Origin of the sequence: Flagellimonas baculiformis (genome assembly GCF_033441575.1) — a bacterium.
In the GTDB taxonomy this organism is placed as follows: domain Bacteria; phylum Bacteroidota; class Bacteroidia; order Flavobacteriales; family Flavobacteriaceae; genus Flagellimonas; species Flagellimonas baculiformis.
Map to the genome: position 1 here is coordinate 197,084 of NZ_JAUZVW010000005.1, position 13,983 is coordinate 211,066.

Annotated in this window: 10 protein-coding genes; all 10 read right to left on the reverse strand. The window is 45.6% G+C overall.

Annotation, left to right across the window (positions count from 1 at the left end; genetic code table 11):
* Positions 1-11: 11 nt before the first annotated feature.
* Positions 12-1,292 (reverse strand): MgtC/SapB family protein, encoded by a 1,281-nt coding sequence (locus SD450_RS09535; protein ID WP_240905002.1) that lies wholly within the window; start codon positions 1,290-1,292, stop codon positions 12-14.
* Positions 1,292-2,374, reverse strand: coding sequence for a site-2 protease family protein (locus SD450_RS09540; protein WP_119648261.1), 1,083 nt, complete (start codon positions 2,372-2,374; stop codon positions 1,292-1,294). Before SD450_RS09540 ends, SD450_RS09535 begins: the two co-directional genes overlap by 1 nt.
* The gene (locus tag SD450_RS09545) at positions 2,371-4,728 is read right to left on the reverse strand and encodes a hypothetical protein (RefSeq protein WP_147378285.1); all 2,358 of its coding nucleotides are present in this window, start codon (positions 4,726-4,728) and stop codon (positions 2,371-2,373) included. The genes SD450_RS09540 and SD450_RS09545 overlap by 4 nt, the downstream gene beginning before the upstream one ends.
* 7 nt (positions 4,729-4,735) lie before the next feature.
* Positions 4,736-5,704 carry a 6-phosphofructokinase gene (locus SD450_RS09550; protein WP_119648263.1) on the reverse strand — a complete coding sequence of 323 codons (969 nt, stop codon included), beginning with the start codon at positions 5,702-5,704 and terminating at the stop codon, positions 4,736-4,738.
* A 130-nt stretch (positions 5,705-5,834) separates the two neighbouring features.
* Positions 5,835-7,133, reverse strand: coding sequence for an acetate/propionate family kinase (locus tag SD450_RS09555; RefSeq protein WP_205791668.1), 1,299 nt, complete (start codon positions 7,131-7,133; stop codon positions 5,835-5,837).
* An 8-nt stretch (positions 7,134-7,141) separates the two neighbouring features.
* Positions 7,142-7,363, reverse strand: coding sequence for a hypothetical protein (locus SD450_RS09560; RefSeq protein WP_119648264.1), 222 nt, complete (start codon positions 7,361-7,363; stop codon positions 7,142-7,144).
* Positions 7,364-7,387: 24 nt separating this feature from the next.
* Entirely contained in the window at positions 7,388-9,928 is a 2,541-nt protein-coding gene (glgP, locus tag SD450_RS09565; protein WP_166248872.1) for an alpha-glucan family phosphorylase, read from the reverse strand.
* 37 nt (positions 9,929-9,965) lie between these two features.
* Entirely contained in the window at positions 9,966-10,853 is an 888-nt protein-coding gene (locus SD450_RS09570) for an alpha/beta fold hydrolase (protein WP_166248871.1), read from the reverse strand.
* A gap of 60 nt (positions 10,854-10,913) precedes the next feature.
* Entirely contained in the window at positions 10,914-12,599 is a 1,686-nt protein-coding gene (locus SD450_RS09575) for an alpha-amylase family glycosyl hydrolase (protein WP_318344304.1), read from the reverse strand.
* A gap of 19 nt (positions 12,600-12,618) precedes the next feature.
* Positions 12,619-13,983, reverse strand: coding sequence for a dicarboxylate/amino acid:cation symporter (locus SD450_RS09580; protein ID WP_166248869.1), 1,365 nt, complete (start codon positions 13,981-13,983; stop codon positions 12,619-12,621).

Sequence of the window (13,983 nt, forward strand, 5' to 3'; positions counted from 1 at the left end):
GTTTTAAAATTTCAATTTATCCAAGAATTAAGCAGGATATAAAGGATGCCAAGAAGGACGACCGCCCCAAAGGCATAGCCCACGAGTCGCCCTGTTTTTTTAGAGCCCTTAAAAAAGGCAATTCCCAATTTCACGGTCATATTGCTCAGGGTCGCTGCAATGATGACATTGGATGCCAAAATCAATTTTTCATCCAATAAGGCAAATTTAGCCATGCTGATGGTTATCGCATCGGTATCTGCCAGACCCGCAATCAATGCCGAATAGTACAGACCACTTTCTCCAAAAAATTTATTTCCATAGAAAACCGCAAACAGGATGGCCACATAGATGCCGCCAAAACCGATCGCATTCCAAATATTGAGCGGATTCCCCAAATTAATGTCCGTGTTCGGCTGATCGGTATCCTTACGTATCAAAAGCAGGGAAGCTACCAGACAGACCACCGTAAGCAGGGCAAAGGGGATTGCCAAATAGCCTAGGATGGCACTATTAAAAATATAGGCGAGAACCGAAAGTCTAGGGAACATGATTGCCGATGCTATGATGATACCTGCTGCGTATTTTTTTGAAAGCTCGGGAGACTTCTTGCTTCTGGAGGCATAGATCCAAGCAACTGCCGTACTCGATATCAAACCACCCAGAATAGCGGTCAACAAGATTCCTTTTTTTGACCCAACGTATTTGACCAAAAAATATCCGATGAAGTTCAGAAAGGAGACAATGACAATAATTGCCCCGATCTCAAAAGGGTTCAGTAGGCCTTCAGGCCCATAATCCTTGTCGGGCAGAAATGGTAATATCAACAGGGCAATGATTGAAAATTTGATAAAGGCAAAAAGTTCTTCGGGCGTTATATTCTTAATGAACGAGCGGAAGGTGGTCTTGAGCGATAACAACGTAACCACAATTACAGCAGTGGCAATGGACTCTTTGTACAAATGGCCCGAAACCATAACACCAAGAACAAATGTGGCAATCAAAGCGAGATTTGTGGTATTACCGGTCATGGAATGTTTCTGCACAATGGACAAATGGCTGATGGCAAAAAACAAAATAATGGTCGCCAAACTAACAATGACCAGCCAAGGAGTATACGTCTCGTTCAAACTGCCCACCATAAAGCCTATTATGGCAACAATCGGAAATGTTCGAATACCGGCAAACCCCTGCTCATCCTTTATCTTGTCATATTCCCTTTCCAGTCCAAGGATAAGGCCTATACCCGTGCTCAGGAGTACCCCCAGAATGTAGGGGCTTAATAGCTCACTTATGTTTTGATGTGTTTGCATTATTTTTTTCTTCCCTTTGTAACCATTATCATTTCATTAATTCCCTTTACGGTCACAATACCTGTCAACTGCCCATTATCCAAGACCGCGGCAAGTTGAGAGTTATTGGACACGAGCTTTTCATACACCTGTTGTAGGGGCGTATTTGGCGCAACTATTGCGAAGTCGTTTCGCATTATATCGGACACGCGGGAATTATTTCCATATGCGGTCAACCCCTTGATCAGTTCCTTTCGTGTCAGGACACCTATTGCCTGATCGTTCTCTACGACCACAAAGCCCTGTTCCTGGGTATTCTGCAACAACTGTACTGCTTTTTCCAAGGTTTCCATGGGCGATAGTCGGGTATATTTTTGAATCAAAACGTCACTTGCGGTATATCCGATGAGTGCAGATTTCGTGCTTTCCTGTACCGCTTCGGCCCCGGCCCCCAAAAAAATGAACAGGCCGATGAACACCAGCCAAAAATTGGAAAAGAACCCTAGGAATACAAATACGATGGCCAGCAATTGTCCTACCCGTGCAGCGATGGTCGTTGCCTTGAGCTTGTCCATATTGAACGCCAAAACTGCCCTCAACACTCTTCCGCCGTCCATTGGAAAAGCCGGTATCAAATTAAAAACAGCTAGGATCACATTGGCGGCCATGATGTTGAACCAAAAATTGTCACCGCTCATATGGTCTATTTCCGAGATGGGCAACAATTGATCGGTCGAAAACAGAAAAATATAGAGAATCCCGGCAATTATGACATTTACCGCGGGGCCGGCCACGGCCACGGCCAACTCTTGGGCGGGTTTTTCGGGCATTCTATCGAGACTCGCTACCCCACCAATGGGATAGAGCGTAATATCACGTGTTGGGATACCATATTTTTTGGCCGTTAACGCATGGCCAAATTCATGCAGTACCACACAGGCAAACAAAGTTAGGATAAAGAGGGCGCCTGCCAGGCCTTCGGCCCATCCATGTCCCATTTCAAAATGCATCATGAATATCCATCCAATAATGATCCAGAAGGTCCAATGGATAAATACCTTGATTCCTGAGTAGCTTCCTATATATAAGGACCATTTTTTCATGTGTGTACGATTTTAAGGGTTTTTAATCTGTACGCCAGCATTATCACTACACCGTATCCGAACAAGCCGAGCAGGAATACAAACCTGTAACCATACAGGATGGAAATGACAATGGCAAAGATCGAGGCAGCAACACCCGCCACGCTTGATATACCTAATAAATAGGGAATGCTTTTCTTCTCTTTCAGCGAGGAGGCCGTTTTTAGCAATACTGGAAAAGGGATCCCTATAAAGAAAGACGGAAGCAGTAAAAATAAGGCTATCCAGAATTCTGATAGTTGTTTATACCATATAGGGAGCAGTACATATACGGTCAATAAGGAAACCAAAACGATCAAGGCCGAGTATACGATGAGCTTACGGGAAAGATTTTTTTTGAAAGTTCCCGTCAAAAGGCTGCCCACCCCATTGCCCAGTAAAAACGTAAAAAGCAATAATGAAAAGGACTGGGAAGGGTTGGAGAGCTTTAAGTTGAGTATTTGAAAAAGATACCCTTGTATGAGTATATATGAGAATCCCAACAAAAAGGATATAAGTGCCCAGGCTCTAAATTTTCTTTGCATGTATATAGAGGTGTTTTCTGAAAAAGAAACCGATCTCCATCCGTTCACATGGTTGACTATGAACCACCCGACGATGAACAGACCAAGCCATAAGGGGGTGGTCATGGCATCGGGTATGCCATTGTTGTAATTAAAAAAATAGGGGGAATCATCGGAAACCGGACTCAAGTTTATGGATGCGGTTTTCCAAAGTTCATCATACGCATAGGAGCCTTTGGAGATATCATACAACAGATCGTCGAACATATACCACTTATAATTTACGTTCTGTACGATGGTGTCCAAACCTTCTTGTTCGATATATGGAAAATAAAACGGCTCCTTGTCCAATCCATAATAGTGTGCGGTTTTATGTGCCTCCTCTATTGTTTTTTGTTCAAAAGGGTTCTTTTTAATGACCAATACAGGGTTCATTTCGTTGGAATAGATATAAACCTTTTTTAACGCCTCTAATTGACCTACCCCCATCCGCTCCTGTAGCTCCAAAAAGTTCGCCAACATTTTATATACCTCCTGCCTTCCGTGCATCGTAAAATAGATGGCACCGTCTTCCGTTAAACCATCCAGATAATCCGCAAGTGCCTCCATGGTAAACAGATAGTTCTCGGTAAGTCCGTAAAAATCTGTGCCCCTTGAACTTTTGGTCACCGGAATGGTCAACATAACGGCATCGTATTTTCCCTTGTTTTCGACCACAAAATTTCTTCCCTCGTTCACATGTACCTTTATGTTCTCCTTGTCATTAAAGGTTGAAGGGTTGTACTTTTTCATCAGTGCCACAAAGGAGGGGTTGACCTCTGCCGCTTCAATATATTTAAAGCCCATGAAGTATGTTGCGGCAATATCAATTCCACCACCGGGACCAATTATCAGCACGGAATCCTTTTCCTTTTCGCTTAAAAAATTCATGGCAAAAATCCCCGGAAACCCATACAGCACCCTTTTCATTTCTACGGTATCCTTGGCAAGCTCGTCAATGGAGATTACATCGGTTCCTGCCGCACCATCGATAAACATTGATTTGGACACCGTACCATCAGGATACGTGAACTTGACCAGATCGGTCTTGCCAAATGCGCTCCAACGGCTTTCCAGTTTTTCGCTTTTCAAAGCAGGGTTGGCCATCAACCGGTACAAATCCTTGGACGGGTCTTTTGCAACGGGTATATCGAAGTTCAGGGCATCCTTTGCAAATCCCATTAAAAAAATAACGACCAGCACTAAGGGGACCAGTATTTTTGAATAACGGTTCTTGACTGTTATCAACGCTATTATCAGGGCCAGCAACAGTAAGCCTATGGCTATCGCCACTACCTCTACCAAGCCAAATGCATTAAGCAAAAAAATGGAGGCGAGTGCGCCTGTGGCCGCCCCTATGAGATCTAAGGCGTATAAGGTTGACACATGCCGTTTATCCATTTCAAAAATATGGGCATAGACTATTCCGATGGCTATGAACGGAACGGTTGACAAGAGTATAAAAATGGGCAGGCCAAAATCCGTGGATGACGAAACGCCTATTTGTGAAAGGACAAGCAAAAGGGTAAAGCTTAAAAACATTGAGATTGACGGTAGTGCCATCCACCAAAGCAATGAATGATCTATCTTCTCGGAATACTTGGCATACGTTATCTGGCCAATGCCAAGACCGAGTATGGAAAAAGCAATGATAATGAGCACGAAATGAAAACTAAGAAGGTATGAGAACAGGCGTGAAAGACTTATCTCAAAGATAATAGTCGCTGCAGTCAGCAAGAAAATAATCGCTATGTTGGTTGTCGATCGTTTCATTCTATTTTTAGTTCCCGAAAATTTTTAATAGGCCCTGCAATTCATCGTTCACTTGATGCTCTTTTACCACTCGGTCAAATGGGGTCAGGCTCAGTTCGTTGTTCAAGATTCCCGCCATGACATTCTTCCTTCCGCGCAAAAGTGCCTCTACAGCAGCTGCACCAAGCCGTATGCCCAACATTCTATCAAAAGCGGATGCGTTGCCCCCGCGTTGCACATGCCCCAGTTTCGTAATGCGCAGGTCCACGTCAGGGTTTATTTCCTTTATCTTTTTGGCTGCCACCTCGGCCCCGAGTTCATCTCCTTCTGAAACGATTACGATAAAGGCCTCTTCACGATCGTAACTTCCCGCCTTTTCCAACAATTGGATAAAGTCATGTGCGCTTTCAGGGATCAAAATGGCATCCGCGCCGGTACCCAATCCAGAGTGGATGGCGATATAACCACAGTCCCTACCCATCACCTCGATCAGAAATATTCTGTTATGAGCTTCTGCGGTATCCCTGATCTTATCGATGTTTTCAATTGCGGTATTTACGGCAGAATCGAAACCGAGCGTAAAATCGGTACCGGCCAGATCGTTGTCTATGGTGCCGGGAATGCCCAAAAACGGGAGGTCACAGATTTCTGAAAATGCCAACAGACCTTTAAATGTTCCATCGCCACCTATGGCGATCAGAGCATCGACTTCATTTTTTTGAAGATTTTCCAATGCCCGCTGTCTTCCTTCTAGCGTTAAAAAACGTTTGCTTCGAGCTGTTTTTAACAGTGTTCCTCCCCGATGTACCATCTTTTGTAATTTGTGGGCGTCCAAGGGAACCAAATCGCCATCTATTAGGCCCTCATATCCTTTTCGGATACCACTTAACCTGATACCACTTTGTTCTGCTTTTTTCACAATTCCGTATAAGGCGGCATTCATCCCCGGGGAATCGCCCCCCGACGTAAAAATTGCTATGTGTTCAATAGTCTTCATACACTTGGTTCTTTATAATTTTTTTATTGAGTACCTCCCGAGAAGATTAACCAGCCCGGTTTACAATACGTCGTTTCAACTAGCGGATATTTCGTACGCCAATCCGAACGAAGAAATCACAATATTCCATTTACCCATCCCATACGTTGGATTTCCCAAAATTTCTTCGGAGGGAAGCCCTCGGACTTTTTTGCCTTTCGCTAAGTCCGTATGGTATTGTTTTATCATCATTGCCATCTTTAAAATACTCTTGGGCCACATTTTTTGCAATGATGGTCTCCTCGTCAGAATGAATTACTTTAACTAGTACCTTACCGTCCACGTCCGAAATTTTATATGAATTTTTCCTGTTTTGTTCTTCATCGAGTCCAATACCTAAAAAGTCAAGTCCCTGACAAATCCTTGACCGTATGATAGGGGCGTTTTCGCCTATGCCGCCAGAGAAAACCAGTACATCCAGTCCGCCCAAGACGGTGGTAAACGCTCCGATATATTTTCTTATCTGATAACAGAATAGGGCCACCGCTTCCGCCGCCCTTGGATCAGCATCTTCTTTCAGTAATAAATCATGTATATTGGCACTTGTTTCGGAGATTCCGAGCAAACCACCCTCATGATTGATCAAACGGTTGAACTGTTTTGCCCCCAACCGTTCTTTTTTCAGTAAATACCCTACAACACCGGGGTCTAAATCTCCGCTTCGAGTGCCCATGACCAATCCACCCGAAGGTGTAAACCCCATACTGGTATCTATGCTCTTGCCCTCTTTGACAGCGGTCAGACTCGCTTCTTCACAAAGATGTACAAGAATGACCCTTCCATTGGCTTTTTGAATACCGATCCTTTTTTTGAGTTCAATCATGAGATGGGAAAAGGACAGGCCGTGAAAGCCATACCTATGGATTCCGGTCCGTTCAAAACGCCTTGGAATAGGGAGTATCTTGGCAACCCGAGGCAAGTCTGCATGAAAGCTGGTATCGAAACAGGCCACCTGCCGTAAGGTCGGATATCGCATTGTGAACGTTTCAACAATCTCAATCTCTGCGGGAAGACGGTCGGGAATGTAGTCCGCGATCTGTTTCAGCTCGGCCAACAGGGCGGTATCGATTACTTTCGGTCCTTGATGGTTCAATCCATATGTTATCTTGTGCCCTATGTGCCCAATACGATCAGAGCCTGGCTGGTTTTTGAGCCAGCTTATTAAAAAAACAGTAGCTTGGTAAAAGCCAGGAGCGTATATCCGTGAGTTTTCCCTTTCATTGCCTTTAACGTGGGTTACCCTGAAAACCTCGTTACCGGAACCGATGTGACGGATATCGCCAAAAAGTTCCTTCACGGGATTTTCGGCCATTTCATACATAGCGAACCTAATACTCGATGGACCGGCACTGATCGTTAAAAGATTTGAATTTTGCGGATATATTTTCACTTGGTATTTTATTTATTGCCCCCGTCTTCGAAAGCACAACTTTTGTTTTCCATAAAACCGGCGGCCATCTTTTTGTATTCCTCGCCAAGGTGCTCTCCGCACCATTCAAGAAGCACTGGCTGTTCGGAACAAGTGGTATTGCGAACCGCCTTTTTCAGTTCCATCTTTAACAACCTCTTGTCGAAGCTGACTTTTTTCAATATGGTTTCGTGATATTCCAGTGTTTTCATCTGTCCGATTATTTGAAATTTGATTTAGTGCTGCCATAGTATCAAGTTATCCTCCAACGGTACGGAAACTCCTTCGTAACTGGGTACAATACGAACGGTAAAGTGATCGGTAGGCCTGTCTGTGATTACCTGTGCATAAAAGTTATGTGCCCCATTTTCCCCCATCCAATCAAATTTCATCTTGATTTTTTCGGGCGCTCCACCGTTGATACCTTCCGCGAACAGTTCTACCTGAACATGTTTTGGGTTTATTCCATTTAACCAGATAGGTGCCTTAAAGTGATGTTTTTGGCGTTCGCTTTCGATTTGAACTTGTCCGAATTTTACGGCATCCCATTTAGCTTTGAGCTCATGGCCTGCGCCAACGATTCTTTTCCCTTTAGCCCCTTTTCTCGCTGCGCACTTTTTATAGTTGATCGCCGCTGGCAGATAATAGTCCTCCGTATATTCGCGAACCGTTCGGTTGGCCGAAAAACGGGGCGTTAGGGTCGCCATACTTTTTCGCATGCGCTCTACCCAAATTTCCGATACTCCTTTTTTGTTACGTGCGTAGAATTCGGGGACGACCTGCTGCTCCAGTATTTCATATAGTGCTGCTGCCTCGTGCGCGTCCCACGCGGGATCGTCGCCATGTTCTTGGCCATCGCCCAAGGCCCAGCCCACTTCGGGAGTATAGGCCTCGGCCCACCAACCGTCCAGTACCGATAAATTGAGGCCACCGTTCACAAGTACTTTCATACCACTGGTACCACTGGCCTCCCAGGGCCGTCTCGGGGTATTTAGCCATACATCGACACCTTGGACCAAATTTTCCGCCAACATCATGTCATAATCACTTAGAAAGAGGACATGCCTGTGCAGATTATGCTGTTGGATAAACTGCACCCATTTTCGTATCAATCCTTTTCCCGCTTCATCAAATGGCGGCGCTTTACCGGCCAGGACCAATTGTACCGGATGTTCCGGGTTGGTAAGGATTCGGACAAACCGTTCGGGATCGTGTAACAAGAGATCCGGTCTTTTGTAAGGCACAAACCGGCGGGCGAAGCCCAAGGTCAAGGTATTGGGGTCAAAAACCTGTTCTGCGGTCGTTACCACTTCCGACGGTAGGCCCGAGACTATTGCCTGTCTCTCAAACCTTTCCCTTATAAAATCGACAAGGCGATTTCTCGATCGGTTCCTAAATTCCCAGAGTTTTTCGTCGGATAGTTTCGAAATATGCGCTGAATGGTCATCGAGTTCGCCCCTCCAGCGATCCTTTCCGCAGGATTCCGTCCAGATTTCATCTGCATATTTGGAATCCCAGCATGGCATGTGCACCCCATTGGTCACATGGCCTACCGGAACTTCAGCTTCCGGCCAACGCGGGAAAAGATTGTTGAAAAGATTTCTGCTTACCTCTCCGTGCAAACGGCTAACGCCATTTACAGCCCCGCTACCACGAATGGCCAGATAGGCCATGTTAAAACTTTCCGATCGGTTATTGGCGTCCGCACGCCCCAAGGCCATCAGATCATTAAAATCAAGGCCCAATTCTTCTTTGGCATAAGTGCCCAAATGGTATTCCATGGACGAGGGGCTGAAATGATCAAAACCGGCCGCGACTGCCGTATGTGTAGTAAATAGGTTGCCCGCCCGGGTTACGGCAAGCGCCTCTTCGAAAGAAGTGCCGTTCGCCTTCATAAAATCGTTGGCACGTTCCAGGACCAAAAAGGCCGCATGCCCCTCGTTCATATGGCATACTTCAGGTTTTATATCCAGGGCTTTTAATAGTCTGTAGCCACCCACGCCCAATATGATTTCCTGTTTTATGCGCAGTTCGGGCCCTCCACCATACAGCTCATCGGTTATTCCCCGATGGATGGGCAGGTTGGCGGCGTCGTTGCTGTCCAACAGATAAAGCTTGGACCTACCTACCTGTACCTGCCAGGCCCGGAGCCATATCGGATGACCGGGCAACGATACCTTTATACGAAGCCATTCCCCGTTCGGTAAGCGTAAGGGTGTAACGGGCAATTGCCCTGGGTCGTTATAGGGGAACAGGGCATTTTGCGTGCCGTATTTATCGATTTCCTGACGGAAATAGCCTTTAGCATAAAGTAGCCCAACGGCAACAACGGGCACGCCCAGATCACTGGCCGCTTTTAGTTGGTCTCCCGCTACATTGCCCAGGCCACCGGCATAAATAGGCAGGGCCTCGTTGAGCATATATTCCATACTGAAATAGGCAATGGTCGTAAGTGCTGCCTTCGGATGTTTTTCCTGAAACCATGAAGGAGCGGAATTCGCTTGTTCGTTTGCCTTTAATAGGCCTTTGAGTTTTTCTCGAAAAGCCGGGTCCGTCAAACGCTCCTCCAGTCGATCTCGTGAAACCGTTTGTAGAATGACCCATGGGTTTCGTGTGAATTCCCAGAGTTCCGGATCTAGTTGCTGCCATAATTCATCCGAGGCATGGTTCCATGACCACCGGATGTTCAGGGCCAGTTCAATAAGGGCATCGATTCCCTCGACGTCCGTGTGCATCAATCCGTAGAATTGATCTGTACTGTATTTTTGTTTTTTCATCTTTCCATTTCATTTTCAGATTAGTATTCATTCCTGTTCATTGTGATTTTCCGTCAAAATAATTATCTATCGCTTTCCAAACCTCAAGTGGTACCTTCAGAAAGAGCTGGTGGTCACCATCCCGTATTTCCATTAATTTTGCACGGGGAAAGGACTTTGCAAACTTTTCCACGTTGACAAAGGGTGCCACTTTATCATCGGTGCCTTGGATAAAGAGGATCTTTCGATTGATTATGTTCTTCGTAAGGGCGTAGAGATCCGTTTTTAGAATGACCTCGTTCAACGAATTGTAGTAGCTCTGCCAGGTATGCTTTTTCGAGTCCCTAAAAACATCATCGGTCAGATTTTTAGGCTTGAACCATTTAACAATGTATAAGGGGTGGAGCATACAGAACACTTTCCCATAGGAGCTTACGGCAAGCTTGTCTAAAAAGGAATTACTGGACATCTGTTCCAAAAATTGGTCTTTGCCTTCGAAAACGGGGAGGCCTATGACCGTAGCCCCTCTAAACCAGTCGGGGCGTTCCGCAAAGAGGGCCAAGGAAATTACCGCGCCCATGGAGTGGCCCAAGATAAGGGTGTTGCCATTATTAAAGCCCTCGTTCGTGATGATGTTCTCAAGTGCCGCAAGCTGAATTTCGAGGGTATATTCACTTTGGGGTTTTGGCGAATCGCCGAAACCCAACAAGTCGACCAAAAGAAGCCTGTACGTTCCGGTAACTTGTTCCAAATCCTTTTTCCAATAATCTTTAGTACCTGCCATGCCATGGATTAGGATGATGTTCCTTTCGCCCTTGCCCACTATTTCATAGTTCAAGGGCATGGTATCGGGATCATATTCAGGTGCTAAAGCGACGGTTAGGTATTGGTACCCCGCTACCGAGATGAACAATACCAGAATCACCAATACTGCCAAAAAAACCATTTTTTTTATCTTTATGTATTTCATTATCCTATCCAAATTCTTAACGAGGTTCTGTTTCCGCTACTTGTTCTTGAACATCAAAAACTCCATGGGTTTTAGCTTTACCTTGATGAAAAGGCGGCCAGCTTCTTGATCTGTATTCTTTTCTATTCTGATTTTTTTCTTGTTACCATAGATGCAGTCCATAAGACTACCCTCTTTATTGATAGTGGTATCGACCGCTATATATTCTTCTTTGGTATCCTTTGGGGAAGAATTATAGACGACAAGGATTTCGCCCTGATGCAGGATCCTTGAAAATGCCAATAGGCATTCCTTGCCATCGGGAAAATGAAAATCAACCCCGTTTTTTGAAATTTCCCTGAAATACATTCGACCGAACTTTAGAATGGACTCTTTCTGCCTTAAATGTGCCAAGACCGAAATTCGCTTGTATATCCATGAACCTTGGTTCAATACGTTGGTCTCCTTATCATCGGGATCGAACATTCCTTCCCTGATATACCGGTCATCCATACCGTTGCCCTCAAAACCTTGTTCGGTACCATAATAAATACATGGGGCGCCAAGGGCGCAAATGAGAAAGCCCATTCCTGCAACAATTTGTTCAGGGGTGGCATTATGGCCAAAGCGGTGCTTAAAGTCCATCCCCACCTGGTCGTGGTCATCGATATAGGTTACCAAGAATTCCCCATACTCACCCCGGCTTAAGGCATTCTTTTGCAAATCCGAATACCGTTGTATCAATCGGTTCGGGGATGAATTCCCCTTTATGACCTCTGCCAGAACACTGTGTAACGGATGATCTAAAATGGAATCTAGCCCGTAATATACATTCCGGTCCTTCGGCAGCATTTTGGGGCCTATATAGGGATTGCCCATCTCATCATTACCGATAATTTCGCCAAACAGGAAAAAGTTTCTCTTGCCCAAGGTGTAGGCATATTCCCTTATGTTGGAACAAAAACGGCTAATGTCGTTTCCTTTCATGTGTTTGACGGCATCCAAACGAAAACCGTCCACATCCGTCTCGCGTATCCAATAACAGTGTATCTTGACCAATATATCCAGTAAACTTTCGCTGGCGGGAGAACCATCGTTCCTAAATGTTTTTAAGGTAAAGAAGTCGCCTTCCTGGGTCTCGGGATACGCATCGAAATTCCTGATCTGCCCTTTTCGGTTATACATTTCGGGGTCTGCCAGTTCGACTGGAAGCGGCCTGTCCTTCTGGCGCCAACCTCCTAGTGGAAACCGTTGGCCACCAGCATAGAAATAATCATAATCAAAAGGATAGGACCAATTATCGCCTGAATGGTGCAGAACGATATCCAAAAAGACCCTTATATCAAGCCCGTGTGCCTTGTCCACCAATTGTTCCAGTTCTTCCTTGGTGCCCCAGCGTTTGTCCACGTCCATATAGTTCTGGATGGCATAGCCATGGTAGGATCCTGGGTTATTTTCAAACACGGGACTTAACCAGATAGCCGTACAGCCCAAATTTTTGATGTAATCGATATTGTCTGTGATGCCTTTGATGGTGCCCCCAAAAGGCTTTTGCAGCTGGTCTTCGTTCCCGAAACCGGCATGCCGGATATCGAAATTCATCGAATGCCGTTTATTGCTATCATGAAACCGGTCGACCATCATAAAATAAATGATCTCCTCCCGCCATTCCCTGTGACAGTTTACCCAGTACGCCTTGCCCGGTTTCGGGGAAAGATCTATTTTGCTAATTGATTTTATCATTATCCGTTTCTTTTAATAATTAAACAGTTGAATATTCGGTAGTCCTTTTTACATCGCTCACTTTGGTTCCCCCTGGCTTATTTCCATAAAACCTATCGAATACCATGCAGGCCGTTAGGTCCCCGGTAACGTTGATCGCAGAGCGGAACATCCCGAGCAAGCGCTCGACCCCGATGATGATGATGATTCCTTCGGCGGGAATTCCTGCACTGGATAGTACAGAGGCCAAAATCACCACGCCACCACCCGGGATGGCCGGGGTGCCGATGGAAGCGGCGACTATGGTAACTACGACAACGATGACATTGAGAAGGCCCATTTCAAGGCCATAGGCCTGTGCTATGAACAAGGTCGTTATGGTCTGATAGAGGGCCGTCCCGTCCATATTCACGGTAGTCCCGATGGGGATTATGAAATTACTGATGGCCCCATCCACCTTAAGTTCTTCCTCCGCTGTTTTCAGCGATAAGGGCATTACCGCGGCAGAGCTTGTTGTTGAGAACGCCAAAAGCTGTACATCCGTGATCTTTCGCAAAAATTTAAAAGGGTTGCTCTGGCCAAGTATGCTGACCAGCATGATGTAAATGCCGAGCAATATGAGCAATCCCATCAGTACCACGAGCACATAAAATCCCAGACCCGTTAAGGAGTTCAGGCCAACGCTCGACGTAAGCTGTGCCATTAGACCGAATACGGCGACCGGAACCAATAACATGGCCCATTTGACCACCGTCATACAGATTTCCTGTATGGCCCCTAAGAGCAATTTTACAGGTTTGAGCAGGTCGTCGGTCAGCGACAATACGGCGACCCCTATGATAATGGTAAAAATGACGATGCTCAACATTTCGCCACTTACCATGGAGGCCAATGGGTTTTCGGGCAGTAAATTGGTTATGGCATTCGGAATATCGTTTATTCCAAAGGATAGTTCCGAACTTTTAGCAGCGTCGGCCAATGCATTTGTATGATCGACCTCCGCCTGTTGGTGCAGATATTTTCCAGGGGAAAAGATCAGTGCAAGTACGGTGCCTATCGTTACCGATATAATTGTTGTTGATATGAAATATAGAAGCACGCCGCCGCCTAACTTTTTCAGATTTTCCTTGTCGTTACTGGCTATTCCGGTAATGATAGAAGCTACGATCAGGGGAATCATGATCATCTGCACCAGTTTCAGGAAGAGCATACCCGGCAGGGCCAGCCAATTCCCTAGAACATCGGCAGTGCCTTTGGTGATCCAACCGTTTTGGGGGCTTAACAACAGGCCGACCCCGACACCGAGGAACAAGGCAATGATAACCTTGAGCCAAAGCCTATTTTCTACCAATTTACGCAGGTAGTGGTTTAGGGATTTTAATGATTTTATTTCCGTATCGAGCAT